Consider the following 25,704-nt stretch of genomic DNA (forward strand, 5'->3'; position numbering starts at 1 on the left):
CCGTACCCGAACCGACCACACCAGCCCAGGCCGCCCCGGGGAACTCGGGTGGCCCAGGGGGAGCGCACAACCCTGGCGACACTCCCAAGTCACCGGGCACGGGCGCCACCACCCTCCCCGGGCGCGGCATGACCACCGCACCGTCCTCGAAACCACCTCGGCCCCGCCGTCGCCTCCCCTTCCGTCTCCTCCCCGCCACCGCCCTGGCCGCCCTCGTCGCCTACGCCGTCCTCGTCCCTTGGTGGGCGGGGACCCAGACCGCCGACTTCTCGCAGGCCCTGCTGCCGCCCGGCCCGGGGCAGTGGTTCGGCACCGACCACTCCGGCTACGACCTGTTCGTACGCTCCGCCGAGGGACTGCGCGTCTCCCTCCTGGTGGCGCTGGTCTGCGCCGTGGTGGCCACCGTGCTCGGAGTCGCCGTCGGGGCGGTCGCGGCCACCACGGGCGGCCGCGCGGACCGGGTGCTGATGCGCACCACCGACGGGGTCAACGCCCTGCCCCACCTCCTCATCGGTGTGGTCATCGTCGCCCTCTACCCCGGCTCGCTGACCGCGATCATCGCGTCGATCGCGCTCACCCACTGGCCGCAGATCGCCCGCGTCGTGCGTGCCGAGATGCTCTCGGTGCGCTCCTCCGAGTACGTCGAAGCCGCCTACCTGTGGGGCTCCTCCCGGAGGTGGGTGCTGGTCCGGCACCTCCTGCCCGCCGCGCTCCCGCAGGCGGCGGTCGGCCTGGTGATGCTGGTCCCGCACGCCGTCTGGCACGAGTCCACGCTCAGCTTCCTCGGTCTGGGCCTGTCCCCGGACGAGGCCAGCCTGGGCACCCTGCTGGAGATCGCGCGCGGCGACGTGTTCACCGGCGCCTGGTGGGCGCTGGCCGCCCCGGCCGGAGTGCTCGTGGCCACCACGCTGTCCGTGGCCGGGCTGACCCGCGCCCTGGACGGCCGTCCCCGCTCCCGGCGCGGCGGCCGGACGGCCGACCCCCTTCCCGGGGCCTCCCCCGGTGACGCGGGTCCGATCGACGGCGCGTCCCTGGTGCGGGTACGGTCCCTCACCCTGCGTCTGCCCACGGACGACGGCCGCTGGGTGCACGCGGCCACGGACGTCGACCTCGACCTGCGCGCGGGCGAACTGACCGCCCTGGTCGGGGAGTCGGGTTCCGGCAAGTCCACGCTGGCCTCGGCGCTGTGCGGTCTGGCCCCGGCCGGAACCCGGTCCTCGGGAAGTGTGCTGGTCCAGGGCCGGGAGATGCTCGGGGCCGACGAACCCGCCTGGCGGGCGCTGCGGGGCCGGACCATCGGCCTGGCCGCCCAGTCCGGCTCCGCGACCTTCACCCCCGTGCGCCGCGTCGGACCCCAGCTCGCCGAGGTGGTGGCCGCCCTGGGCAGCGGGGAGTCGGTCGCCGCGCTGTTGGAAAGGGTCGGCCTGGACGCCGACGCCGCCGAACTGTTTCCGCACGAACTGTCCGGGGGGATGGGGGTCCGGGCCGCGACGGCCGCCGCCCTCGCGGGCGCGCCCCGGGTGCTCGTGGCCGACGAACCCACCGCGGGTCTGGACCCGGACCTGGCCGTCCAGGTCCTGGGCCTGCTGCGCGCCGTGGCCGACTCCGGCACGGCGGTCCTGGTGATCACCCACGACCTCCAGGCGCTGGAGACCGCCGACCCGGCCGACCGGGTGGCGGTGATGTACGCGGGACGGATCGTGGAACAGGGCCCCGCGCGCAGGGTGCTCACCGCGCCGGAGCACCCCTACAGCCGGGCGCTCGTGGCGGCGCTGCCCGCGCACGGGCTGCACCCACTGCCGGGGCTCCCGCCGGAGCTCACCGACCTGCCCGCCGACCACGCGTTCGACGACCGGAGGGAGCGGAACGATGCCGTTGGTGGCTGACAGCGTCGCCTGTCGATACGGGGATCACGTGGTGATCCGAGGGGTGGATCTGACCGTCGAACCGGGGCGTGTCCTCGGGCTGACCGGCCCGTCCGGCAGCGGCAAGTCGTCGCTGGCGCGCGTCCTCACCGGCCTGCGTCCACCCGACGAGGGGGCCGTACTGGTCGACGGTCGGCCCCCGTCCGCCCGGCGGGGTCGGATGGACGGGCGGTTGGGGCTGCTGCACCAGTCACCCGTGGCCGCCACCGACCCGAGGATGACGCTGCGGCGGATCATCGCGGAGCCGTTGGACGCCCGGGGGCGTCGGGCCCGGCGCGGTGCGGAGACGGACGCCCGGACCGCGGAACTGGCCCGAAGGGTGGGGCTCACCCCGGACCTGCTGGAACGGCTCCCGCACCAGGTGTCGGCCGGCCAGCTGCAACGGGCCTGCGTCGCCCGGGCTCTGGCCGCCGCCCCCGACTACCTGGTGTGTGACGAACCCACCGCCATGCTCGACGCCGCCTCCACGGCGACTGTCGCGCACCTGTTGTCGGAGCTGGCCGCCGAGGGGGTCGGCGTCCTCACCATCAGCCACGACCACGCGCTGTTGCGGGCCTGGGCCCACGAGGTGGCGGACCTCCGGGAGTTGTCCGGCTGACCGAGGGAGGGCCGGGGGAACGTGTTCCCCCGGCCCTCCTCCGTCGCGCACACGCGCCAGACACAAGCGTCAGGCGAAGTCGTGCTCCGGTTCGGCCGCCTCGTATCCGGCGGGGTCCGTGAACTCCGCGCGCCACCGCCGCCACGAGTCGGCGACCTGGGCGTCCGCCTCGTGGGCGTGCCCGGCCACCGCCCTGGCCAGGGCCCCCGGCCCGTGCAGCAGGGTCTCTCGCACGCCCACCGCCCGCTCCGGGCGGGCCCCCAGCAGGAAGGTCGAGCTCTGCACCCGGTTCCCGCCCATCACCCCGGGGGCCGCCGACAACGACGGATCACGCAGGTCCAGGTCCTCCACCAGCAGCGGACGACCGTCCACGTCGACCCGGGTGACCGAACGCAGCGGCCCCCCGGACGATTCGTAGGAGCGGCCGAGCGCCAGCGTCTCGTGCACCAACGCACGGCCGGAACCCGACAGGCGCACCCGCATGTCCCGCGTGATGTCCGCGCCCGCGGTCACCACGAACGGGGCGCCGCGCCACACCAGGCACGCGCCGTCCGCCACGCTCAGGTCGGCCCGCCAACTCGCGGACCCGCCGTCGGCGTCGTAGGCGACCGTCCCGGACGGTTCCACCAGCTCCAGCCACACTCCGGGGCCCACGGTGACCTCCATCCGCAGGTCGTCCCCGGCGAGCAGCAGGGCCCAGGTGCCCAGCAGCGCCACCCGCGCGGTGTCGCCCCGCACGCCCAGGGGCTGAGCCCGCAGGTACGTGCCGCCGGACAGGTGCGTCATACGCACCCGCCCGCCGACCCGCTCCACGGTCACTCGGGCCGGGACGCTCTCACTCATCCGTGCTCGTGCCCGTCCCCGTCACCCTCATGGGTGTGGGTGGTGCCGTCGGCGTGGGTGTGCGGGGCCATCGGGCCCGGGTCGCGCGGCACGTGGCTACCGGCGCGGTAGTCGGCCAACACCTGGTGCACCCACCCGGCCAGGGCCTTGATGGAGACGTCGTCGTGCTGGCTCAGGGCCAGCACCGGGAGGCCGCCGCGCGAGGCGGAGGCGTCGGCCACCATCCGCTCGGCGTCCACGCCCACGTGCGGGGCGAGGTCGGTCTTGTTCACCACGAGCAGGTCGGCGCGCTCGATGCCCGGGCCGCCCTTGCGGGCCACGTCGCCGCCACCGGCCACGTCCAGGCAGAAGATCTGCGCGTCGGCCAGGGCGGGGCTGAACGTGGCGGTGAGGTTGTCGCCGCCGCTCTCCACCACTACCAGGTCCAGCGGGGCGAACTCCGCCTCCAGGTCCTCCACCGCGAGCAGGTTGGGGGTGACGTCGTCACGGATCGCGGTGTGCGGGCACGCACCCGTCTCCACCGCGTGGATGCGCTCGATCGGCAGGACCCCGGCCGCGCGCAGCAGGCGGGCGTCCTCGTCGGTGTAGATGTCGTTGGTGACCACGGCCATGCTCAGCTCGTCGGCGAGCTCACGGCACAGGGTCGCGATGAGCGTGCTCTTGCCGGTTCCGACCGGACCGGCCACACCCAGGCGCATCGCGCGACGGGGGGCGGTGGTGGAACCTGCGGCCGCGTTCGCTTCGGTCTGCTCAGGCAACGAAGATCCTCCTGGTCTTGACTTGGTGTTCGAGGGACCACCCCTCGATCTGGGGTGCGGTGCGGGCCGGGAGGTCGTCGGGACCCCGGACCGCGAGCGCCTCCGCGACCGTCGCGGAGATCACCCCCTCGGCTCCGAGCACCCAACCGGCCGCGTCCACCGGGTCGACGGGTGCGAGTTTCAGTGCGGCGGAGGCCACCGTCTGGGCGTCGTCGTACAGACTCACCCGGGCGGTCTCGGTCTCGTCCGACCCCATGACGGCCGCGACCACGCCGAGCGCGATCGGCCGCTGCGGGGCCCGGCCCAGCGTGCGCAGCGCCTTCACCGCCGGGTGTTCGGGCCACAGGCGGTCCGCCAGGCGGACCAGCCCCCGGCCGAGCAGCCCCGAGATGTCACGCAGCGGGGCGCTCGGCGAGCGGGCCAGCAGCGCCTCGTGCGCGTCGGCGAGGGCTCCGGCGTCCGCCCCGACCCCCTCGGGGCCGTCGATGGCGGGGGCGTCGGCGGCCGCGCCACCGACCGCACGGTGGGCCAGGACGGCGGCGGCCGCCTCCACGAGACCCACCGTGCGGGTACGCGCGGCGATGTACGCCGGGACGAGCTCCGTGGGCAGGCCGTCCAGCAGGGCGGGTTCGAGCCCCGCCGAGTACGTGTGGCCTCCCACCGGCAGGCGCGCGTCGGCCAGCAGGAGTGTGCCCAGTCCAGTGCTCACACGGCGGCCTAGAACATCGAGTACCGCTGCGCGAGCGGTACCTCGTCCACGGCCTGGCGCCGCACGAACTGACCGTCGATGGCGATCTCGAACGTCTCGGGGTTGACGTCGATGTCCGGCAGCGCGTTGTTGTTCGGCATGTCCGCCTTGGTGATGTCGCGCGTCGGCTTCACGCCCACCAGCTTGCGCTGGAGCCCCAGCCGGTCGGCCAGCCCGTCCTCGATCGCCATCGGCGACACGAAGCTCACCGCGAGGTCCGCCGCCGACGTGGCCTCCGCGGCCAGGGTCGGCCGCATCAGGACCGGCTGCGGCAGGGGAACCGCGCCGTTGGGGTCGCCCAGCGGGGCGGCGACGATCGCGCCCGCCTTGATCACCGAGGTCGGCCGGATGCCGAAGAACGCCGGGTCCCACAGCACCAGGTCGGCCATCTTCCCCGGCTCCACAGAACCGACCACGTGGTCGATGCCGTGCGCCACCGCGGGGCAGATGGTGTACTTCGCCACGTACCGGCGGGCACGGGCGTTGTCAGCGGGCAGCTCCGAGGGGAGCGGACCGAACTTGTTCTTCATCACGTGCGCCACCTGCCAGGTACGGCAGATCAGCTCACCGATGCGGCCCATCGCCTGCGCGTCCGTGGACGTGATGGCGATCGCGCCCATGTCCAGCAGGACGTCCTCGGCCGCCATCGTCGAGGCGCGGATGCGCGAGTCGGCGAACGCCAGGTCCTCCGGCACGCGCGGGTTGAGGTGGTGCACCACCATGAGCATGTCCATGTGCTCGGCGACGGTGTTCACCGTGAACGGCAGGGTCGGGTTGGTGGAGGCGGGCAGGACGTTCGACTCACCCGCGGTGACGATGATGTCCGGCGCGTGGCCGCCGCCCGCGCCCTCGGAGTGGAACACGTGGATGCCGCGACCGGCGATCGCCTCCAGCGTGTGCTGGACGTAGCCGGTCTCGTTGAGGGAGTCGGCGTGCAGGGCCACCTGGAGGCCGAACTCGTCTGCGCCGCGCAGGGCCGCGTCGATCGCCGCCGGGGTCGCGCCCCAGTCCTCGTGGACCTTGTACCCGCCCGCACCGGCCAGGGCGTCCTCGCCCAGGGCCTTCATGGAGACCGTGCTGCCCTTGCTGAACAGCAGAACGTTGAGCGGGAACTTGTCCAGGGCCCGGTGCATCATCCGCAGCGCGTGCGCGCCCGGCGTCACCGTCGTGGCCTTGGACCCCTCCGTGGGACCGGTGCCGCCGCCGATCACCGTGGTCGTCCCGGTGGTCAGCGCCTCGCGCATCTCGATCTCGCTGAGGAAGTGCACGTGGGTGTCGATCGCCCCGGCGGTGAGGATCTTGCCCTCACCGGCGATGACGTCGGTGCCCGGGCCGATCAGCAGGTCCGGGTGCACGCCGTCCATGATGTCCGGGTTACCGGCCTTGCCGATGGCCACGATGTGGCCGTCCCGGATGCCGACGTCGCCCCGGACGATCCCCCAGTGGTCCATGATCACCACGTTGGTGATGACCAGGTCCAGGGCTCCCTCGGAGCGCGTGGTCAGCCCCTGGCCCATCGACTCGCGGATGGTCTTGCCGCCACCGAAGACGACCTCGTCGCCTCCCGCGGTGCGGTCCTCCTCGACCTCGATCCACAGGTCGGTGTCGCCCAGGCGGATCTGGTCCCCGACCGTGGGCCCGTACAGCTGGACGTACTCGCGGCGGTCGATGCGGCTCACGGTTGCTGCTCCTCGGTGTCCTCGTCCTCGGTCACGCCCCGCTGTCCGGGAGGCGTCTCGGTGGGCACCACCTCGGCCGGGTCCCCGTCGTGCGCGTCGATCTCGCCGACGCGCATCGTGGTGCCGGAGGCGCGCTCAGGTGCGGGCACCTCGACGCCGGGGGTGCCGAACGGGATCACCGGACGCGGGACGCGCTCGCCGGTCTTGGGTTCCTTGCTCAGGTCGTTGAGCTGGAGGCCGGGAACGTAGCGTCGACCGCCGAAGGCCACGAGGTCGACGGTGCGGCTCACCCCGGGTTCCAGACGGATCGAGGTGCCGGCGGGGATGTCCAACCGGAAGCCCCGGCAGACCTCACGGTCGAAGTCCAGGGCCGGGTTCGCGTCCGGAAAGTGCAGGTGGGAGCCGATCTGGATCGGCCGGTCCCCGGCGTTGACGACGACGAGGGACAGGCGCTCGCGGTCGGCGTTGAGGTCGAGGGGGGTGACGCGGGTGCGGATCTCACCGGGAATGATCATTGGATCGGCTCCGTGATCGTGACGAGCTTGCGACCGTCGCGGAAGGTGGCCTCGACCTGGATGTTCGGGATCATGTCCGGGACCCCGTCCATGACCTCGTCACGAGAGAGCACGGTGCGCCCCTCGTCCATCAGGTCGGCCACCTTGGCGCCCTCTCGGGCCCGCTCGATCACCCAGCAGGACAGCAGCGCTACCGATTCCGGTTGGTTGAGCTTGACTCCCCGTTCCCGTCGGTCCCGGGCGATCATGCCCGCGACGGCCAGGAGAAGCTTCTCGGTATCGGAGGGAAGTAGATGCATGAACCACCTCTCAACGATTCGTTATGGGTTTGGTAGCAACCCCAAACCCACCTAGGTTTTAGCACGTGAGAGCCGTGTGGCAAGTCCGAACTTGCTCATCGGGTCGTTTCGGGACGGTTGTCGGTGGCCGGGAGGCCCTGTCGGACAAGGGAAAACGCCCCCGCTTCATGTGCGACAAACACTGGTACATTTTTTCGTGAGACGACCCCCTCCGCCCCGCTCTGACGGAGTGTTCGCGCCGCCTTCGAGGAGACTTCTTCTCGGGAGGCGCCGACGGGGCCGTTCGGCATCCCCTCGACCCCAGGACGGCCGCGCGGCGCCTACGGTGGGGCCGAAGGCCGATGCCCCCTCCCGGGGACTCCGGTTCCGAACGTCCACCCTCCGCGACGCCGGGGGAAGAGCCGCCCGCACCCGGACACGCCCGGAGGTCCGTTGCCGCACCACGCGCGACCGCTGCGCCCCTCGCCCCGATGGCCGCACGTGGAGTGGTGGGTGCCCGCCATGGTCGCGAGTTCGACGATCCAACGCGCCGACACCGACCTCCTCCTGGCACTCGACCTGACCGGTGCGCGGGCCCGGGTTCGAGCGGCCTGGGACGGAGGACCACGGGTCACCGTCGTCTGCGAGCCCGACACCGACGCGGACCGGCTTCGACACCTGTTGGAGGGCGCGGCCCCGGGCCGGACCGTACGGGCCTCGCCACCCGGACACGGACGGGAGTTCTGGGCCCCGCCCACGAACGCTTCGGCCCGAGCCCGCTACGCCTGGCTGCTGGACCAGATCTGTGTCGACTCCACCCACTGGCGGATGAGGGACCTGAATCTGGTCGCGGTCCACGCGGACCCCGCCACCGGGTCCGCGGACCTGACCCTGGAACGGCTCGACGGGGTCGGCACGGTCACCGCCCGCGTGCCGCTCCTCGCCGGGGAGGAGCTGGTCGGCGCTCCCGACTGGATCGCGGGCCGTGTGCGAACGATGTTGGCACAGGGCTCCGGAGGAACCCTGGTCGTGCTCCCCGGGTAGCCGCCTCGGTGGTTCCCGGTTAGTCGCCGACGATGGCCCCTGTCCTTCACCGCCGCCGGATCATCAGGTGGTAGAGCAGGGTCGACACCCCCATCATGACCGCGCCGCCCAGCATGTTCGTCGGGTTCGGGTCACCCGTGAGCGGGCTGGCGGACACCAGGATCAGCAGGCCGCCGACGAACAGCAGAACACAGGCGATCGTCAGCTTCAGGTGGCCGTCGGGGGCGCGGCCGGTCACCGGGCGCCCTGGGCGGACGCCGCGGGAACCGCGTCGGCGGCGGGGGGCATGACGAGCGCGCCCTCATCCCGAGCGTGGACGACCGCACGCTCGGCGGCGTCGGTGATCATGTCGAACATGGTCGGTTTCCGGCTTCCGTGGGGGGTGTCGGCCCCCATCCTCGCGCAGGACGAGGATCAGCGACGACCCGGGTTCGTGCTCAGTCGGGCTGCTTGTCCATGTGGTCCGACACGCGCTGGGTGAGCCGGGCGAACGTGCCGAGCTGGTTCGGGGTCAGCGCGTCGACGAACAGACGCCGCACGTGTTCGGCATGGAGCGGCGCGGCCGCGGTGAAGCCGTCCGGTCCGATGCCGCAAACCCCACCGACCGGGGCGTCTGAGGGCGTCAGGAACCGCACCGCCCGCCGTCGGGGGGCACGAATCCCTTCCGTCACACGGCCGCCGATCCACCGGCGGGCGGTCTCAGGCCCGCGACGAGGGTGTCCACGAAGACGTCGCGGTCCTCCGGCTCCCCCAGGCGGATGGCGTGTTCGATCCCGCAGACCAGTCGCTCGACCTGGGCGGTGGTCAGGTCCCGGCGCAGTGCTCCGCTCTCCTGCGCCCTCCTGAGCAGCTCTTCGAGCTCGCCGAAGATCGAGGCCTTGAGCGCCCCCACCTCCTCGCTCACGTCCTCGTTGGCGAGGAGGACCGCTTGGAGACCGCCCGCCTCCAGGTGCAGGTCGACCACGGCGCGCAGTGCCACCTCGAACCCGTGCCCCGGGTCGGGGTCGGCGCTGGCCCGTGCGGCGAGCGCGCGCAGTCGGCCCAGAGTCTCCATGGTGAGTTCCTCGACCAGGGCGTGGGACGTGGGGAAGTGACGGTAGACGGTCCCGACCCCGACCCCCGCCTCGCGGGCGATCTCGTTGAGGCGCAGGTCCTTGGGGTCGCTCCGTCGCGCGACCTCCAAGATGCGCTCCCTGCTCCGGGCGGCGTCAGCGCGCAGTGCGTTCATGAAGGCATCCTACTCGAACCGGATAAGTCATCCGATTACTGTTACAGTAAGCGGATAGATCATCCGATTGACGGGAGAGGTGCCATGGACTGGGACCCCGAAGTACTGCCCGAACAGCACGGACGCACGCTGGTGGTGACGGGGGCGACCGCGGGCATCGGGTACTTCGCGGCGGAGCGACTCGCGGCCACCGGAGCACACGTCGTCCTCGCGGGGCGCTCGCTCGACCGCCTGGGCACCGCCGCAGCCGCGATCCGGGCTCAGGTGCCGGACGCGAGTCTGGGCTCGCTGCTCCTGGACCTGGCGTCACCGGAGTCGACGGCCGCGGCCGTCTCGGGACTCGCGGAGTACGAACACCTGGACGGGCTACTGTTGAACGGGGGCTCCATGTCGCTGAGCGCGGCCGACCGGACCCCCGACGGCCTGTCGACCCTCCTGGCGACCCACGTCCGGGCGAACGTGGGGTTGGTCGCTGGGACGCTCCCACTCTTGGAGCGAACGGCGCGGAGGCACTGCGGGACCGCGAGGATCGTGCACACCTCGACGTCGTTCGTGGACCTGCTGCGCACAGGGGTCCGGGACGTGCGCGCCCGCTCTCGCGTGGGCGTCCACGCCTACACCTGGAGCAAGGCGGTCACGGAGATGTTCGCCTACGAACTCGACCGACGGCTGAGGGCCGCGGGTGCGCCGGTCACCTCCCTGGTCTCACGCCCAGGGAGGTGACCTCTACTCTCCCAGCGGCGGCGTCAAGGGGCGGCCAGTCCGCCTGACCCCGAACCCGCTGACCCAGGCGCCCCCTCCGGACGCGATGGAGTCGGTGTGGCGCCAACTGGAGGAGCTGGCCGGGGTCCGGCTCCCGACCACCGGTGCCCCCACCCCGGCCTGAGCTCCGTGAGTCACGGCGGGCCGCACCGTCGTGACTCACGCCGATCCCGGGCCCCGACACGGTTCGTCGGGCCCGCTTGGCGACCACCGGACGACGCCGACGCCCACCCCTGAAGTGCTTCCACACCCCTCCATTTCCCACACCGCACTTTCTGACGCCACGTGGCGCACCAGATAATCGGGATAATGGAATTTTCTGTGCTACTGTCAGAGGAGTTGCAGTAGTGGCCCCATGGAACCTCACTTCCATCGGAGATCACCGCAGTGACGGGAAAATCGTCATCTGCGGTTTTCTTCATTGTCGAGCGAGAGGTGCCATCATGGCCACCGGTACAGTCAAGTGGTTCAACGGCGAAAAGGGCTTCGGCTTCATCGAGCAGGACGGCGGCGGCCCCGACGTCTTCGCCCACTACTCGAACATCCAGGCCACGGGCTACCGTGAGCTGGCCGAAGGTCAGTCCGTGCAGTTCGACGCCGTCGCCGGGGCCAAGGGCCCCCAGGCCGAGAACATCACGCTGCGCTAAGCCTGATCCGGGGGAGGACACTCCCCCCGTGACGGGGTCCGCCCTCCAGGAGCCGGACCCCGTCTTTTTGTTTTCCCACGCCCGATTTCACGCGCGTCGTTTTCCAAGACTGCACTACTCGGTCTGGAAATTCTCTATCCGGGCGTGCAGGTTTCATTCATTCGGTGTTACCGGTTTTCACTGTGGGGCCGTGAGGCCTCCCTCCCGGGGAACTCCGACGGCGAAAGGCCATTCATGAGCCATCCCCACCCCACCACAGGCCGTGCGCGACCGGCACGGAGTTACGGTCGACAGCGCCCCGGCGGCTCCTCGCGCCCTCGCAACGCGGGCCCCTCCGGTAAGTTCGCGCTTCCCACCACCATCACCCCGGCCCTGCCGCCCGTGGACTCCTTCGCGGCACTGGACATGCCCTCGGCCCTGAAGCGGACCCTGACCCGCCAAGGGCTGACGACCCCGTCCGACATCCAAGCGGCGACCCTGCCCAACGCCCTGGCCGGACGCGATGTGCTGGGCCGAAACCGAACGGGTTCCGGCAAGACCCTGGCCTACGGCAGGGAAGCCACGTGGTCGTGGCCACTCCGGGGAGACCTGGAGGTCGGCCGATGGTGACCGGGCCCGCACCGAGCGGGACCCGGTCCGGCCGCGTCGCCCCTATGTGATCCGGGAGCGGCGCGCCCCATCGGCTTCACAGATCTTTGGCGCGCATCTCCTCGTTGATGCGCAACGCCTCCTCGAGCTGGTCCTCCAGGATGATGATGCGGCAGGCGGACTCGATCGGAGTCCCCTCGTCGACGAGTTCGCGGGCGCGGGCGGCGATCTTGAGCTGGTATCGGGAGTAGCGGCGGTGTCCGCCCTCCGAGCGCAGGGGCTCGATCAGTCTGGCCTGACCGAGAGCGCGCAGAAACGACGGTGTGGCGCCGATCATCTCCGCGGCGGCGCCCACGGTGTAGGCGGGGTAGTTGTCATCGTCGAACCGGTGGCCGGTGTCGGGACGGGGCAAGTGCGTGTCTTCCTTCTCCTGAACGCACGTAGAGGGCCCCAGCGCCGTTTCGGCGCTGGGGCCCGAGAGTTCAATACCACCTACCGGCGGGAGCCGGTCTTCCAAACCCCGAGGTCAAGCTGGGACGGGATCGTGGGGATCGCGGTTGTGTGACCGTGGACCACCTTCCTTCACATCCAGGGGCCTGCGGTACCCGGGCGGAGTCCTCTCCACGCTCGGGCGATCCTGATGGCATCTACTCCTCTCGCTTCTCACTTCGTGCACTGCTTTCGACTGCTTCCGGCTCCCGACGCCGTACAACCGTGCGCCGGTCAAGCCCTACTGCGTCCTTCTTCCTGCTGCGGCCTCCCCTGCACGAGCGAGAGACCGGTACCGCGGTACTGCTGTCCTACCGGCCCCCGGCGCCTTGAAGCACGTGCGCGCCGTCGAGCCGACCTGCTCTCCACCGACGTATCCGGTGGTCCAGCCGTGTAACTCAGTGGCCGTGGAAGAAAACTTAGCAACGAGCGGCACGCATGTCTACCCTCGCCGCTACAAGTTTCCGTGTCTCTGGAGATGAGTTTCAAAGCTTCTCCACGACGTTCCCACTCTGGAGAAGCTGGGTACACCTGAGGGCCCTCTTCAGGACCCACGGACACCAGCTGGACCCTGGGTCCATCGGAAGTCTGCCCCGACACAAAAGAAGCCGCCCGGCTGCTTGCGCGAACCGGGCGGCTTCTCCACTGTCTCAAGGTGGTGCACTCGGGAGGACTCGAACCCCCAACCTTCTGATCCGTAGTCAGATGCTCTATCCATTGAGCTACGAGTGCAGGTCTTCAGTTGTGTGTCGCCCGGGTGAGCTGCGCTCTCCCTTGCGACGTCTCCGACTCTATCACGGCGTCGGAGCACCTTTGCGCCAGTTTTCGGTGTGACCCGGGCCATGGGGCGCCGACCCCGGGGTCGGCGCCCCGCCAGCGTCTAGACCACGCTCTCCTCCACGGAGGCCGCCCACAGCTCCAGGGCGGTGTCGACCTGCTCGCCGTTGACCACCAGGGCCGGGATGAAGCGGACCACGTTGCCCGCCGGGCCGCAGGTCAGCAGCAGCAGGCCGTTCCTGGACGCCGCCTGCTGGGCGCGCTGCGCGGCCTCTCCGTCGGGGCTGCCGTCCTCCTTGACGAACTCGTTGGCCCGCATCAGGCCGCGGCCCCGGACGTCACCGATGGACGGGTGCGCCTCGGCGATCTTGGCCAGGCCCTGCTGGAGCCGCTCGCCCTGGCGGGCGGCGTTCTCCACCAGCCCCTCCTCCTGGATGACGTCCAGGGTGGCCAGGGCCGCAGCGCAGGAGACCGCGTTGCCGCCGTAGGTGCCGCCCTGGGAACCCGGCCAGGCCTTCTCCATGATCGCGGCCGGCGCGGCGATCGCGGACAGCGGGAAGCCGCTGGCCAGCCCCTTCGCGGTGATGACGATGTCCGGGCGCACCCCGGACGGCTCGTGGCCCCAGAACGTACCGGTGCGGCCGAAGCCGGTCTGGACCTCGTCCACCACCAGCAGGAACCCGTGCCGGTCGGCGCGCTCCCGCAGCCCCTGGAGGAAGGCGTCGGGGACGGGCACGTAGCCGCCCTCACCGAGGACGGGCTCGATGAACACGGCGGCGGTGTCCTTCGGGGAGGTCACCGTGGCGAACTGGTAGTCGAGCTCCCGCAGGGCGTACGCCACCGCCTCCTCCTCGGACAGGCCGAGGCGGAACGCGTACGGGAACGGCGCGACCACCACACCGGGCACGAGCGGGCCGATTCCGGCGCGGATCTTCACCCCGGACGTGGTGAGCGAGGCGGCTCCCATGGTGCGCCCGTGGAAGGAGCCCTGGAAGACCACCGCGTTCTGGCGGCCGGTGGCCTGGCGGGCCAGGCGCAGCGCCGCCTCCACGGCCTCACTGCCGGAGTTCACGTAGAACAGGCGGTCGATCCCCTCGGGCAGCACCTCGCCGAGGCGTTCGGTGAGTCGCAGCAGGGGCCGGTGCATCACGGTGGTGTACTGGCCGTGGATCAGGGTCGCGACCTGCTCCTGTGCGGCCGCGACCACCCTGGGGTGGCAGTGCCCGGTGCTGGTCACGCCGATCCCGGCGGTGAAGTCGAGGAAACGGCGGTCGTCCTCGTCGTAGATGTAGACACCCTCGCCTCGTGCCGCGACGACCGGGGTCGCCTGCTTGAGAACCGGGGAGAGCTCCGCCATGCGATGGCCTCAATTCCTTGTGTCGAGTTCCGTAGGATTGTTGACAATCGACGCTGCTATGGAAACATCCGGGGCGCGGCGGTGTCCAGCGGGCGCACGTCGGGCAGTTCTGACCACAGGCCGTTCCACGCCGGGGCGGCCCGTCGACGGAGGAGAGAACATGTCGGATCGCGAAGCACGGGTCGTCGCACAGGTGGACAAGAGGCTCTTCCTCGGCGGGAAGTGGCGGGACTCCTCCTCGGGCGCGACCTTCGAGGTCGAGGACCCGTCCACTCGCAAGGTGCTGTGCGACGTGGCCGACGCGGGCCGGGACGACGCTCTGGAGGCCCTGGACGCCGCGGCGCGGGCCCAGCCGGGGTGGGCCCGGGTCGCGCCCCGCGAGCGCGGCGAGATCCTGCACAGGAGCTTCCAGCTGCTCATGGAGCGCCAGGAGGAGCTGGCCGTCCTCATGACCCTGGAGATGGGCAAGCCGCTGGCCGAGGCCCGGGGCGAGATCGCCTACGCGGCCGAGTTCTTCCGGTGGTTCTCCGAGGAGGCCGTACGGATCGAGGGCGGGTACTCCACCTCGCCGGACGGCAAGTCGCGCTTCCTCATCATGCGCCAGCCGGTGGGCCCGTGCATGCTCATCACCCCGTGGAACTTCCCCATGGCGATGGGCACCCGCAAGATCGGCCCGGCGATCGCCTCCGGCTGCACGATGATCCTCAAGCCCGCCCACCAGACGCCGCTGTCGGCGCTGGCCCTGGCCGGAATCCTGTCCGAGGCGGGCCTCCCCGAGGGCGTGCTCAGCGTCCTGCCCACCACGGACCCCGGTGCGCTCACCGAGCCCCTGCTGTCGGACGGCCGCGTCCGCAAGCTGTCGTTCACCGGCTCCACCGCCGTGGGCCGCAAGCTGCTGGAGCAGAGCGCCCCGCAGGTCCTGCGCACGTCGATGGAGCTGGGCGGCAACGCGCCGTTCCTGGTCTTCGACGACGCCGACCTGGACGCCGCGGTGGACGGTGCGATGCTCGCCAAGATGCGCAACATCGGCGAGGCCTGCACGGCCGCCAACCGGATCTACGCCCAGTCCGGAATCGCCGAGGAGTTCTCGCGGCGGCTCAGCGAGCGCATGGGCGCCCTCCGGCTGGGCCGGGGGCTGGACGACGGCGCGGACGTGGGCCCGCTGATCGACGACAAGGCGCGCGACAAGGTCCAGGGGCTGGTGGACGACGCCGTGCGGCGCGGGGCGCGCGTGCTCGTCGGCGGGGGGCCCGGCGACGGACCGGGGCACTTCTACCAGCCGACGGTGCTGGCCGACGTCCCGTTCGCGGCGGAGCTGTCGACCACCGAGATCTTCGGCCCGGTGGCGCCGGTGCTCACCTTCGAGACGGAGGAGGAGGCGGTCCGCGCCGCCAACGACACCGAGTTCGGCCTGGTCAGCTACTTGTACACCCGTGACCTGAACCGGGCCATGCGGGTGAGTGAGGCCCTGGAGACCGGCATGGTCGGCCTCAACCAGGGCGTGGTGTCCAACCCCGCGGCGCCGTTCGGCGGTGTCAAGCACTCGGGTCTGGGCCGCGAGGGCGGCCGTGTGGGCATCGACGAGTTCCTGGACACCAAGTACGTGGGGATCGGCGGCCTGGTCTGACCGCTCGGGCTCTCGCAGGGGGTCGTCCCGGGTCGCGGCAATGCCACCGGGACGGCCTCACGGCGGGCCGTGTGGGACCGCGGCCCGCGTGGCCGAGCCGCACCCCGCTCGGTCGGCTCCGGGCAGCGTAATCGGGCACGCGGCTTAGCGGCGGCCCCGCGCCTCGGGGCACGGCCCCGCACCCCGTGACCGGGCACGGGTCCGTCCGGGTCAGGCCGCGGACTCCGCGTTGATGCGGGCGACGGTGTCGACCATGTGCGACTCGATGAGCGTGAGCAGCCGTTCCTCCTCGCCCTCCACGATGGCGTCGAGGATGCGGCGGTGCTCGTCCAGGAGCTCCTGGGGCTCGGGGTAGACGGACTGCATCACGGTGAGGCACATGCGGGTCTCGACCAGCAGGGTCTGCGCCATGCGCTCGAGCCGGGAGTTGCCCGAGCAGCTCACCAGGGTGCGGTGGAACTCCTGGTCGGCGTCGCTCATGGCGGTGCGGTCGGCGCTGGCGGCCGCCTCGGCCAACCGGTCCACGGCGGGGGTGAGGCGGGCCAGGGCCTCTCCCCGGTTGCCCCGCATGATCAGCTCGCAGGCGGTGCGCTCCACCGCGAGCCGGGCCACGTAGACGTCCCGGACGTCGTCGGGCGTGAGCTCGCGCACGAACAGGCCCCTGTGCCGTTCACTGCGGAGCAGGCCCTCCTGGACCAGGCGCTGCATGGCCTCGCGGAGCGGCCCCCGGCTGACGCCCAGCCGTCCGGCCAGTTCGGCCTCGCCGAGCTGGTCCCCCGGGGCGAGTGAGCCGTACATGATCGCCGATCTCAGCTGGTCGGCGATCAGCTCGGCGGTGGACCGTCTGGGGACGGGTCTGAGCTGACCGGGGGCTGGCATGGTGTTCCCTTCGAGGCTTCGGTGCAAAGGTGACGAACCGGGCGCGACTGGCCCCGAGGCTAACCGGACTCGAACGCGCTCCGGACCACGGAGGCCCCGGAGCGGAAGAGCGTGCCCGGCCCGGACCTGGCCCCGCACTGTCCGGCGAGCCGCAGGCCCTCCCACACGCTGACCTGGTTGGCGGTGAGCACCGTCTTGCCCAGCAGGGCCTCCATCGGTTCGATGAGGTCCGCGCTGTGCAGGGCCGTGTCGGGGACCAGGACCGCCTCGGCCCTGGGGTGGTCGTTGGAGATGACGAAGTCGAGCGCCTCGTCGGGGTCGAGGTGGCCGACCTCGGCCGCCGTGGCGATGCCGTGGCTGGCCATGGACATGACGGTCACTCCGGCGTCGGTGAGGAACTCCACGAAGCGCAGGGCGACGTCGTCGGGATAGGTGGCGGCGATGGCGACCCGGGAGGCGCGTAGCTGGCTCAGGGCGTGCACGAAGGCGAAGGAGGTGCTGGAGCTCGGTACGCCCGTCACCTCCCGCACCCCCTCCACCTGGCGGCGGGCGCCCTCCCAGCCGAACACGAAGCTGCCGCTCGTGCAGGCCCAGACGGCGGAGTCGACCCGCATCGCGGTCAGCTCCTGGGCGCCCTTGGCGAGCACGCCCTCGCTGCCCACGTCCAGCAGGGCGTCCACCCGGTGGGCGTCCTCACGCATGAGCGTGTGCACCAGCGGGAGTTCGACCTCGCCGCCGAGCGCCTCGGCGAAGGTCCGGTAGTCGTCCTCGGCGCTGTGGCCGGGATACAGGATTCCGACTCGGGTCATGGTTCTCCTTGGGGCCGGGCGCCCTCCGGGCGGTGTCAGACGGCGCTGGGCGCGGTCGCGTCGACCAGGCGCTGGCCGTGGGCCACGGGCTGGTGTCCGGCGGCCCGCAGCAGGTCCCACATGGTGACCTGGTTGGCGGCGATCACCGGTTTGCCCAGCTCTCGTTCCAGGGGCGCGATGATGTCGTAGGTGAGGACGTTGGTGCAGCTGATGAAGACGGCCTGGGCGTCGGGGCGGTCGACCTCGTGGACCGCCCGGGCGACCTCGGCGTAGGTGACCCTCCAGATGTGGCTGAGCAGGCCGAGCCCCACGCTGGAGGTGACCCCGACGTCGTGTTCGGCGAGGTAGTCGAGCAGGCGGTCGGTGACGCTGTCGACGTACGGGGTGACCACCGCGATGCGGTCGGTCTCCAGGGCGCGCAGGGCGTTGATCAGCGCGCCCGAGGTGGTGACGGCGGCGGGCGCTCCCGCCGCCAGCATGGTGGTACGCAGTTCCCGTTCTCCGTGCGCTCCGTGCACGAAGCTGCCGGAGGCGCAGGCGTAGCCGACCGCGAGGGGCTCGGGGGCCGTGAGGGCCCGGACCGCCTTGGTCACGCGCTTGCCGCGGCTGAGGGCCGCGGCCTGGTCGACGGTCACCGGGATGCGCACGTACGGCAGACGGGTGATGAGCAGTGAGACGTCGTCGGGCGTCCAGCGCCACAGTTCGCGGTCGAGCGCGAAGTCGTAGGGCGCCACGACGCCGACGCCCGCCTGCCAGGGGGTGAGCGTGGTCGCCGAAAGGTCGGCGACCGGGTGCGTCACGCCGTGTTCGGGGATGGTCGGGTCCACCGTGAAGGGGAGGGGGGCGGGGGTCCGGTCGTCGTCTCCCGCCTCGGGGCGTCGCACCGGGCCGCCTCCGGGGCCGCCCTCGTGGGCCGCTCGGTCTCGCTCGGTCCGCATCGGTCACTCACCTCCCGGTTTCGGTCGCGGTCGTGTCGGCTCGTGCGGCCTCGGGGTCTCCCGGACCGCCGACTCGGGGCCGGTCAGCGTTCGAGCCGTTCGTACAGGAGGCGTTCGCCGACGCTCCCGGAGCGCCAGACGTCGTTGCAGGCCTCGGCCATGGCGGGCAGGTTCTCCACGACGGTGGCGAACACGTTGCCGGGGACCCAGCCCACGTCGCCGTTGAGCAGCAGGTTGTTGCGCCCGTAGAACAGGGCGAGGTCGATGACGCCGGGCAGGTGTCCGATGCCCTTGTCCTCCTTGAAGGAGCGGTCGAGCATGCCCTCGTCGAACGAGAAGTAGACGATGTCGCCGGGGATGGGCGTGACGGTGGGGTTCTCCTGGCCCGGTTCGGGGTCGGCGAACCTCGGCACCATCGTGTAGACCTCGTTGCGCGCGTACTTGGCGTGCTGGACGGCGTCCCCCTGCGGGAGCGCGTTCCACACCGCTTCGCAGGTGCGGGGGGCGTCCGCCTCCAGGAGTTCGGCCACGCAGGAGACCCCGCGTCGAGCGAGGGTGACGGTCATGTATCTGGGCAAGTGGCGTCCCTTCGAAGATATTTCGTCAGGGTTCCCTGGCACCTCACGTGATGTTGATTGTCTACAATCTTACGATCCATCCACCCCGGACGGCAATAGCCGCCGGGACGCGCGGGTACGCCGTCAGCGTCGGTGCGGGTGAACGACGCCCCGAGAAGGCCCGGAGGCCTTGTGGACAACACGCCGCAAAGGCCCGGAACGGGCGTTTTGTGGATTGTTGACAATCCATGAGCGGCTCCCTAGCGTTTCCCGTGCAGGGCGAAACCACCACTCCGACGACAGGATCGGCACGTCAGAACACCGTCGCAACCGGAAAGGGCGCCCGTGAACAGTTCCGCCGCCAACCCGTCCGTGCCCGAGCGGCCCCGTCTCGTCGTCCTCCGAGGCGAGGACCTTCCACCGGGGCACGAGCGCATCGACGACCACCCCGGACTCGGCGGGGTCGTCTACGCCACCGCCGACGAGCTGCCCACCGCCCTTCCCGGCGCGGACCTCCTGCTCGTGTGGGACCTGTTCACCGAGGCGCTGGCCGACTCCTGGTCCAAGGCCGACTCCTTGAGGTGGGTGCACGCCGCCACCACCGGCGTGGACAACCTCATGTTCCCCGGGCTGGTCGAGAGCGACGTGGTGGTCACCAACTCGCGCGGGGTCTTCGACGAGCACATCGCCGAGTACGTCCTGGGCCTGGTCATCTCCTTCGCCAAGGACCTCCACGGCACCTGGGACCTCCAGCGGGAGCGGGTGTGGCGGCACCGCGAGACCGAGCGCGTGGCCGGTCGGCGCGCCCTGGTCGTCGGCACCGGGCCGATCGGCCGGGCGATCGCCCGCAAGCTCCGGGCCGTGGGCATGGAGGTCCACGGATCGGGCAGCCACGCCCGCGACGGCGACCCCGACTTCGGCTCCGTGGTCGAGTCCAGCCTGGACGAGCGAGGCGCCGACGGCGGCCCCACGCTGGTCGGCGAGCTCCCCGAGGCCGACTACGTCGTGGTCGCCGCGCCGCTCACCGAGGCCACCCGGGGCCTGGTCGCCCGGCCCTTCCTCGACCTGATGAAACCCACCGCGCGGCTGGTCAACATCGCGCGCGGCCCCATCGTCGTCCAGTCCGACCTGGTCGCCGCCCTGGACCAAGGCGCGATCGCCGGTGCCGCACTGGACGTCTTCGAACGGGAACCGCTCAAGGCCATCAACCCGCTCTGGGGGCTGCCCGGGTCGATCGTGTCGCCGCACATGTCCGGTGACGTCGTCGGCTGGCGGGAGGACCTGGTCGAGCTGTTCCTGGACAACCTCGCCCGTTACCTGGACGGGCGCGGACCGCGCAACGTCGTGGACAAGCGCCGGGGCTACGTGCCCGGCTGACCCCTCGCGTGACTTGGGAGGCTGATGTGACGATCCGTTCCGACCGGGCCGGGACCGACGACGCCGGTGCGGCCGTCGGTGCGGCCGAAGGCTCCACCGGTGCCGACGCGGGGGCCGCGCGCGGCGTCCCGGCGGCGCGCGCGGGCGAACCCGCGACACCGGCCGACCTGTCCGCCGAAGAACTCCTGCGCGCCTACTCCACCGGGGAGCTGTCCCCGGTGGAGGCGGTCGACGCGGTGCTCGAACGCATCGAGCAGGACAACCCGGCCCTGAACGCGTTCTGCCTGGTGCGCCCCGAGGAGGCGCGCGAGGCGGCCCGCGCCTCAGCGGAGCGCTGGCGGCGGGGCGAGCCCGAGGGCAGACTGGACGGCGTCCCCGCCTCCGTCAAGGACATCCACCTGACGAAGGGGTGGCCCACCCTCAAGGGGTCGGTGACCTCCTCCCAGGAGGGCCCGTGGGACGAGGACTCCCCCGTGGTGGCGCGCCTGCGCGAGCAGGGGGCGGTGTTCGTCGGCAAGACGACCACGCCGGAGCTGGCCTGGAAGGGCGTCACGGACAACCCGCTCACCGGGATCACGCGCAACCCGTGGGACCTGTCGACCACTCCCGGCGGCTCCAGCGGGGGGTCGGCGGCCGCGGTGGCCGCCGGGATGGGCCCGATCTCCACCGGGACGGACGGGGGCGGCTCCATCCGCATCCCGGCCAGCTTCACGGGCATCTGCGGGATCAAGCCCACCTGGGGCCTGGTGCCGCACTTCCCGGCGAGCCCGTTCGGGTCGCTCGCGCATACCGGGCCGATGGCCCGCACCGTGGGCGACATGGCGCTGATGCTGGACGTGGTCTCCGGGTTCGACTCCCGGGACTGGATGGCCATGCCGACCCCGGCCCCGGGCGGGCTGGCCGAGGCGGGGCGCGGCACTGACCCCGAGGCGCTGGTGCGGGGCATGCGCATCGCCTACAGCCCCACCCTGGGCGGGCTGGACGTGGACCCCGAGGTGGCCCGCGTGGTCGCCGACGCGGCGAGCGTGTTCGCGGCGCTGGGCGCCGAGGTGGAGGAGACCGACCCCGAGCTGCCGGGCTCCCTGGAGGAGTTCCACGTGCTCTGGTACTCGGGGGCGGCCAAGGCCACCGAGCGGCTCACCGACCGGGACCGCGACCTCCAGGACCCGGGCCTGCGGGAGATCATCGAGGAGGGCGGCACCTACACGGCCCAGGACTACCTGACGGCGATGGCGCTGCGCATGGCGATGGGGGCCCGGATGGGCCGCTTCCACGAGACCTACGACCTCCTGCTGACGCCCACCATGCCGATCGTGGCCTTCGAGGCCGGGCTGGAGTCGCCGCCCGAGCTGGCGGGGCGGCGGTGGACCTCCTGGGCCGGGTTCAGCTACCCGTTCAACATGACCCAGCAGCCCGCCGCGAGCGTGCCGTGCGGGTTCAGCGAGTCGGGTCTGCCGATCGGCCTCCAGGTGGTGGGCCCCCGGCACTCCGACGCGCGCGTGCTCCGGGCCTGCCGGGCCTTCGAACTCGCCCGCCCCTGGGCGGGCCGGCGGCCGTGAGGCGCGGGCGCCGGGACCCTGTTCGGGTTCCGGCGCCCGGCCCGGGTGACGAGATGGTGACGATGCGGTGGCGGCGCCCGCACTCAGACCAGGCGTGATCAGGCACTTCTCACCCGAGGTCACGTATTTGTCCGATTCTGGGACCTTCGCCCGGGGAGTTCGGTGTCCAAGGACCCCCGTGGCGCTCCTCTCAGGCGTTAACGTCTTCCTCGAAGCGGTGTCAGGTCCGAGCGGACACGAGACGAGGAAGGGGCCGCGATGAGCCACGGTGGAGCCGAGGGTGCCCGGAAGCCGATCAGGGTCTTCCTCGTCGACGACCACGAGGTCGTCCGGCGCGGCGTGGCCGCGCTCTTGGAGACCGAGGACGACATGACGATCGTGGGCGAGGCCGGGACCGCCGAGCAGGCGCTGTCCCGCATCCCGGTGGTGCTGCCCGACGTGGCCGTGCTCGACGTGCGCCTGCCGGGCGGCTCCGGGGTGCAGGTGTGCCGCGAGATCCGCTCCGACCACCCCGGGATCGCCTGCCTGATGCTCACGTCCTTCGCCGACGAGGACGCCCTGTACGACGCCGTGATGGCCGGGGCCGCCGGGTACGTCCTCAAGCAGATCCACGGCGCCGACCTCGTCGGCGCGGTGCGCACGGTCGCGGCGGGCGGCTCCCTGCTGGACTCGGGCAGCACCGGCGCGATGCTCGAGCGGCTGCGCGGGGCCCAGGCCGAGCCCGACCCCCTGGCGGAGCTGACCCCGCAGGAGCGCCAGATCCTCGACCTCATCGGCGAGGGCATGACCAACCGGCAGATCGGTGAGCGCCTGTACCTGGCCGAGAAGACCGTGAAGAACTACGTCTCCGCGCTGCTGGCCAAACTGGACCTCAAGCGCCGCACCCAGGCGGCGGTGCTGGTGGCCGAGCTGCGCGGCCGCCGCTACTGATCCGGCCCCTCCCGTCCGGCGGCCAGAGCCGCCGCCAGCCCCCGCTCCCCCAGCGCGGCACGCAACCGTGCGGTGGCGCGCTCGACGTCGCCCCGTTCGCCCGGAGGCAACGGGGACCCGGCCGACTCCCGCAGCGCCGCCGCCGCTCCCAGCAGGCGCGCCGCGCGCTCGTGTTCTCCCGCGAGGGAGCGGGCCCCGGCCTGCCCCTCCAGGGCCAGAGCGATCGCGCGCGGGTCGCGCATGGCCCGCGCGGTGGCCTCCCCCTCGGTGTGGAGCGCGAGGGCCGCCCCGACGTCACCGCGCAGCTCCGCCACGAAGCCGAGTTCGGCGAGGATGAGCGCCACCCCCGGTTCGCCCTCCCGGCTGCGGTTCCACCCCAGCCAGCGGCGCAGGTGCCGCTCGGCGTCGTCGAGCCTGCCGCGCCGCCGCGCGGCGAAGGCCAGGCCCATCTCGGCGAACTGCTCCTCCTGCCTGCTGGACCTCGCGGCCGCGATCCCGCGTGCCCGTTCGTGCAGGTCGTCGGCCGCGTCGAGGTCGCCGGTGAGCAGCGCGACCCGCCCCAGGACGGCCAACCGGTAGGAGACCTCCGGCCAGAGCCCGAGCTCCTCGGCGTCACGCAGCCCGTCCCGCCTCAGCCGGGCGGCCTCCTCGTAGTCCCCGGAGATCTCGGCCAGTTCGCCGAGGACGGCGGTGCTCCGTAGCCGTCCCCAGCCGTCGCCGACCTCGTCGAACAGGGCCAGGCTGCGTGTCCCGGCCCGACGGGCGGCCTCGATGTCGCCTCGCAGGAGCGCGGGGGAGGCCAGCGCCACCAGTGCCGCCGCCACACCCCAGCGGTCGTCCTCGGCACGGGACTCCTCGAGCGCTCTCAGGAGGCGTGCCTCACGGATGTCCTGGCCGCCGTACCCGTACTGGGCGTAGGCCAGGAACCACCGCGCCCGCGCGGCCCGCACCCCGTGGGCGTCGAACCGGTCCAGTACCTCGCGGGAGCGTCCCACGGGGTCGACGTCGTCGCCGAGCAGCATCCCGAAGCCGACCCACCACGCCGTCGTCTCGATCCGGAGGGGGTCGGTGTCGTCCGGTCCGCCGCCACCGTCCGAGCCGTCGTCGGCCCCGGCTCCGGGCTCCGGGGCGAGCGCGAACGCCAGCGACCTGCGCGCCTCTCCCAGGCGACCGCGCAGGAACCAGTACCAGACGAGGGCGCGGGCCAACCGCACCCCCTCACGGAACCCGCCCGCGTGCTGGAGGGCCGCACGCAGGTTGCCCGCCTCCGCGTCCAGCCGCCCCAACCCGTCGCGCTGGCCGAACCCCCGGAGGTCGGCGCGTTCGGCGAGGTCGAGGTGGAAGGCGAGGTGCCGGTCCCGCATCCGCCCCAGTTCGTCGGCGGCCTCCATGCGTTCGACGCAGTAGGCCGCCACCGACTCCAGGAGCCGGTACCGCCCGTCGCGGTACACCACCAGCGAACGGTCCACCAGTCGGCCCAGCAGGCCCAGGACGTCGGCCCGGTCCACCCCGTCCCCGGAACACAGCTCCTCGGCGGCGCGGAGGGTGCACCCGTCCGCGTGCACCGCCAGGCGCCGGAGCACCACCCGTTCGGCGGCGGGGAGCGGTTCCCAGCTCCACTCGATCATCGCGCGCAGGGTGCGCTGGCGGGCCGGTGCGTCGCGCCGACCCGAGGTGAGGACCCGGAACCGGTCGTCCAGGCGTTCGGCCAGCTCGGCCACGCCGACCGACCGGACGCGGGTGGCGGCCAGCTCCAGGGCGAGCGGGATGCCGTCGAGTCGGCGGCAGATCACCGACACCGGTTCCCGGTTCGCCCCGGTGACCGCGAACCCGGGTTCGGCGGCCGCCGCGCGCTCGGCGAACAGGCGCGTCGCTCCTTCGTCGTCGAGCGGCGGGACGGTCCACAGCAGCTCGCCGGAGGTCGCGAGCCGCTCCCGGCTGGTGGCCAGCACGCGCAGTCCGGGCACGGCGCCCAGCAGTCCCGCCGTCACCCGGGCGGCGGCGCCCACCACGTGTTCGCAGTTGTCCAGCACGACCAGTGTCCGCCGGTCGCGCACCACGGCCGCCAGCCGGTCGACCGCACGCGCGGGGCCCGGGTCCGACCGGCGGGGCCCGTCGTCCTGCCGCACTCCCAGGGCCACGGCCACGGCGTCGGCGACCTCCTCCGGCCCGCTCCCGGGCGACAGCCCGGCCAGCTCCACCAGCCACACGCCGTCCGGGAACCGCCCGGAGAGGGAGCGGGCCACCTCCACGGCCAGGCGCGTCTTGCCCACCCCTCCGGGACCGGTGAGCGTGACCATCCGGCCGGAGCCCAGGAGCGCGCCGACCTGGGAGACCGCTTCCTCCCGGCCGACCAGCCCGGAGAGCCTGGCCGGAAGGTTGCCGCGCGCCGCCGGTCGGCCGAGGGCGGAGCCGAGCGCGGGGTCCTGCCGGAGCACGGCCGCGTGCACGGCCGCGAGTTCCGGTCCGGGATCGACGCCGAGTTCCTCACGCAGCCGCGTCCGCGCGTCTTCGTAGGCCTCCAGGGCCTCGCCCTGCCTGCCGGAGCCGTACAGCGCGCGCACGAGCAGGGCGCGGAGCCGTTCCCGGAGCGGATGCGCGGCCACCAGGTCGGCCAGGTCGCCCGCCGCCCGCGCGTGCTCCCCCAGCACGAGCCTCGTGCGGGCCAGCTCCTCCTCGGCGACCAGCCGCAGCTCCGCTAGGGCCTGTTTTGTGGATCATTCCGCCCGCCCGTCGCCCTCCACCACCCTCAAGGGACGCCTGGCGGCGCGGTGTTCTCACGGTGCCAGGCT

The 25,704-nt window shown here is 72.3% G+C and carries 24 protein-coding genes, 1 tRNA gene and 3 pseudogenes; 10 read left to right on the top strand and 18 right to left on the bottom strand.

Annotated elements, in window-relative coordinates; translation table 11 throughout:
* Positions 1–128: 128 nt before the first annotated feature.
* Complete coding sequence (locus ACFYL4_RS25350) at positions 129–1,886, top strand: ABC transporter permease subunit (protein WP_387521641.1); 1,758 nt, start codon at positions 129–131, stop codon at positions 1,884–1,886.
* On the top strand, positions 1,870–2,523 hold the full coding sequence (locus tag ACFYL4_RS25355) for an ABC transporter ATP-binding protein (protein ID WP_387521643.1): 654 nt from the start codon (positions 1,870–1,872) through the stop codon (positions 2,521–2,523). Before ACFYL4_RS25350 ends, ACFYL4_RS25355 begins: the two co-directional genes overlap by 17 nt.
* A gap of 69 nt (positions 2,524–2,592) precedes the next feature.
* Here the strand turns inward: ACFYL4_RS25355 and ACFYL4_RS25360 are convergent, their stop codons facing one another.
* The 6 genes and pseudogenes from ACFYL4_RS25360 to ACFYL4_RS25385 all read right to left on the bottom strand — a co-directional run bounded on the left by ACFYL4_RS25360 (position 2,593) and on the right by ACFYL4_RS25385 (position 7,365).
* On the bottom strand, positions 2,593–3,366 hold the full coding sequence (locus ACFYL4_RS25360) for an urease accessory protein UreD (protein WP_357767603.1): 774 nt from the start codon (positions 3,364–3,366) through the stop codon (positions 2,593–2,595).
* Positions 3,363–4,064, bottom strand: coding sequence for an urease accessory protein UreG (ureG, locus tag ACFYL4_RS25365; RefSeq protein ID WP_387521669.1), 702 nt, complete (start codon positions 4,062–4,064; stop codon positions 3,363–3,365). Before ureG ends, ACFYL4_RS25360 begins: the two co-directional genes overlap by 4 nt.
* Before the next feature lie 52 nt (positions 4,065–4,116).
* The gene (locus ACFYL4_RS25370; protein ID WP_387521646.1) at positions 4,117–4,833 is read right to left on the bottom strand and encodes an urease accessory protein UreF; all 717 of its coding nucleotides are present in this window, start codon (positions 4,831–4,833) and stop codon (positions 4,117–4,119) included.
* An 8-nt stretch (positions 4,834–4,841) separates the two neighbouring features.
* A complete protein-coding gene (locus ACFYL4_RS25375) occupies positions 4,842–6,551 on the bottom strand; it encodes an urease subunit alpha (RefSeq protein WP_387521648.1) in 1,710 nt (569 codons plus the stop codon).
* Positions 6,552–6,787: 236 nt separating this feature from the next.
* Positions 6,788–7,063, bottom strand: a pseudogene (gene ureB, locus ACFYL4_RS25380) (urease subunit beta); the annotation flags it as partial.
* Positions 7,063–7,365: an urease subunit gamma gene (locus tag ACFYL4_RS25385; protein WP_357767615.1), complete on the bottom strand. Its 303-nt coding sequence runs from the start codon at positions 7,363–7,365 to the stop codon at positions 7,063–7,065. The pseudogene ureB and the gene ACFYL4_RS25385, both read right to left, overlap by 1 nt.
* Positions 7,366–7,797: 432 nt before the next feature.
* On the opposite strand from ACFYL4_RS25385, the gene ACFYL4_RS25390 reads away from it, so the two are divergent.
* The gene (locus ACFYL4_RS25390; RefSeq protein WP_387521650.1) at positions 7,798–8,388 is read left to right on the top strand and encodes a hypothetical protein; all 591 of its coding nucleotides are present in this window, start codon (positions 7,798–7,800) and stop codon (positions 8,386–8,388) included.
* A 46-nt stretch (positions 8,389–8,434) separates the two neighbouring features.
* Here ACFYL4_RS25390 and ACFYL4_RS25395 read toward each other — a convergent pair whose 3' ends face one another.
* From ACFYL4_RS25395 to ACFYL4_RS25405, 3 genes are all read right to left on the bottom strand, one after another.
* Positions 8,435–8,626 (bottom strand): hypothetical protein, encoded by a 192-nt coding sequence (locus ACFYL4_RS25395; RefSeq protein WP_387521652.1) that lies wholly within the window; start codon positions 8,624–8,626, stop codon positions 8,435–8,437.
* Positions 8,623–8,745, bottom strand: a complete 123-nt coding sequence (locus ACFYL4_RS25400) for a hypothetical protein (protein WP_387521654.1) — start codon at positions 8,743–8,745, stop codon at positions 8,623–8,625. The genes ACFYL4_RS25395 and ACFYL4_RS25400 overlap by 4 nt, the downstream gene beginning before the upstream one ends.
* 310 nt (positions 8,746–9,055) lie before the next feature.
* Positions 9,056–9,616, bottom strand: a complete 561-nt coding sequence (locus ACFYL4_RS25405) for a TetR/AcrR family transcriptional regulator (protein WP_387521656.1) — start codon at positions 9,614–9,616, stop codon at positions 9,056–9,058.
* An 84-nt stretch (positions 9,617–9,700) separates the two neighbouring features.
* On the opposite strand from ACFYL4_RS25405, the gene ACFYL4_RS25410 reads away from it, so the two are divergent.
* The 3 genes and pseudogenes from ACFYL4_RS25410 to ACFYL4_RS25420 form a co-directional block, all read left to right on the top strand.
* Complete coding sequence (locus ACFYL4_RS25410; RefSeq protein ID WP_387521658.1) at positions 9,701–10,339, top strand: SDR family NAD(P)-dependent oxidoreductase; 639 nt, start codon at positions 9,701–9,703, stop codon at positions 10,337–10,339.
* A 482-nt stretch (positions 10,340–10,821) separates the two neighbouring features.
* Positions 10,822–11,025 (top strand): cold-shock protein, encoded by a 204-nt coding sequence (locus tag ACFYL4_RS25415; protein WP_357767640.1) that lies wholly within the window; start codon positions 10,822–10,824, stop codon positions 11,023–11,025.
* A 234-nt stretch (positions 11,026–11,259) separates the two neighbouring features.
* Positions 11,260–11,577 (top strand): annotated as a pseudogene (locus ACFYL4_RS25420) (DEAD/DEAH box helicase); the annotation flags it as partial.
* A 133-nt stretch (positions 11,578–11,710) separates the two neighbouring features.
* On the opposite strand, the gene ACFYL4_RS25425 reads toward ACFYL4_RS25420, so the two are convergent.
* From ACFYL4_RS25425 to ACFYL4_RS25435, 3 genes are all read right to left on the bottom strand, one after another.
* Complete coding sequence (locus ACFYL4_RS25425; RefSeq protein ID WP_357767646.1) at positions 11,711–12,025, bottom strand: MerR family transcriptional regulator; 315 nt, start codon at positions 12,023–12,025, stop codon at positions 11,711–11,713.
* Between the two features lie 733 nt (positions 12,026–12,758).
* Positions 12,759–12,834 (bottom strand) — tRNA-Arg (locus tag ACFYL4_RS25430).
* A 148-nt stretch (positions 12,835–12,982) separates the two neighbouring features.
* A complete protein-coding gene (locus tag ACFYL4_RS25435) occupies positions 12,983–14,236 on the bottom strand; it encodes an aminotransferase class III-fold pyridoxal phosphate-dependent enzyme (protein WP_357767648.1) in 1,254 nt (417 codons plus the stop codon).
* Between the two features lie 160 nt (positions 14,237–14,396).
* On the opposite strand from ACFYL4_RS25435, the gene ACFYL4_RS25440 reads away from it, so the two are divergent.
* Positions 14,397–15,863 carry an NAD-dependent succinate-semialdehyde dehydrogenase gene (locus tag ACFYL4_RS25440; protein WP_357767651.1) on the top strand — a complete coding sequence of 489 codons (1,467 nt, stop codon included), beginning with the start codon at positions 14,397–14,399 and terminating at the stop codon, positions 15,861–15,863.
* Positions 15,864–16,073: 210 nt separating this feature from the next.
* On the opposite strand, the gene ACFYL4_RS25445 is transcribed toward ACFYL4_RS25440, so the two are convergent.
* The 4 genes from ACFYL4_RS25445 to ACFYL4_RS25460 all read right to left on the bottom strand — a co-directional run bounded on the left by ACFYL4_RS25445 (position 16,074) and on the right by ACFYL4_RS25460 (position 19,055).
* Entirely contained in the window at positions 16,074–16,742 is a 669-nt protein-coding gene (locus ACFYL4_RS25445) for a GntR family transcriptional regulator (protein ID WP_357767654.1), read from the bottom strand.
* Positions 16,743–16,801: 59 nt separating this feature from the next.
* On the bottom strand, positions 16,802–17,551 hold the full coding sequence (locus ACFYL4_RS25450; RefSeq protein ID WP_357767656.1) for a maleate cis-trans isomerase: 750 nt from the start codon (positions 17,549–17,551) through the stop codon (positions 16,802–16,804).
* A 35-nt stretch (positions 17,552–17,586) separates the two neighbouring features.
* A complete protein-coding gene (locus ACFYL4_RS25455; RefSeq protein WP_387521661.1) occupies positions 17,587–18,489 on the bottom strand; it encodes an Asp/Glu racemase in 903 nt (300 codons plus the stop codon).
* Positions 18,490–18,572: 83 nt separating this feature from the next.
* A complete protein-coding gene (locus ACFYL4_RS25460; RefSeq protein ID WP_387521671.1) occupies positions 18,573–19,055 on the bottom strand; it encodes a DUF3830 family protein in 483 nt (160 codons plus the stop codon).
* A 336-nt stretch (positions 19,056–19,391) separates the two neighbouring features.
* On the opposite strand from ACFYL4_RS25460, the gene ACFYL4_RS25465 reads away from it, so the two are divergent.
* The 3 genes from ACFYL4_RS25465 to ACFYL4_RS25475 all read left to right on the top strand — a co-directional run bounded on the left by ACFYL4_RS25465 (position 19,392) and on the right by ACFYL4_RS25475 (position 22,912).
* The gene (locus tag ACFYL4_RS25465; protein ID WP_387521663.1) at positions 19,392–20,423 is read left to right on the top strand and encodes a D-2-hydroxyacid dehydrogenase; all 1,032 of its coding nucleotides are present in this window, start codon (positions 19,392–19,394) and stop codon (positions 20,421–20,423) included.
* A 26-nt stretch (positions 20,424–20,449) separates the two neighbouring features.
* Positions 20,450–21,982: an amidase gene (locus tag ACFYL4_RS25470; protein ID WP_357767665.1), complete on the top strand. Its 1,533-nt coding sequence runs from the start codon at positions 20,450–20,452 to the stop codon at positions 21,980–21,982.
* 258 nt (positions 21,983–22,240) lie between these two features.
* Positions 22,241–22,912, top strand: coding sequence for a response regulator transcription factor (locus tag ACFYL4_RS25475; RefSeq protein ID WP_357767668.1), 672 nt, complete (start codon positions 22,241–22,243; stop codon positions 22,910–22,912).
* On the opposite strand, the gene ACFYL4_RS25480 is transcribed toward ACFYL4_RS25475, so the two are convergent.
* Both ACFYL4_RS25480 and ACFYL4_RS25485 read right to left on the bottom strand, forming a co-directional pair.
* The gene (locus ACFYL4_RS25480) at positions 22,906–25,212 is read right to left on the bottom strand and encodes an ATP-binding protein (RefSeq protein WP_387521673.1); all 2,307 of its coding nucleotides are present in this window, start codon (positions 25,210–25,212) and stop codon (positions 22,906–22,908) included. The genes ACFYL4_RS25475 and ACFYL4_RS25480 overlap by 7 nt on opposite strands.
* 144 nt (positions 25,213–25,356) lie before the next feature.
* A pseudogene (locus ACFYL4_RS25485) lies at positions 25,357–25,608 on the bottom strand (BTAD domain-containing putative transcriptional regulator); the annotation flags it as partial.
* Positions 25,609–25,704 lie beyond the last annotated feature (96 nt).

This window comes from Nocardiopsis sp. NPDC006938 (genome assembly GCF_042869555.1).
Classification (GTDB): domain Bacteria; phylum Actinomycetota; class Actinomycetes; order Streptosporangiales; family Streptosporangiaceae; genus Nocardiopsis.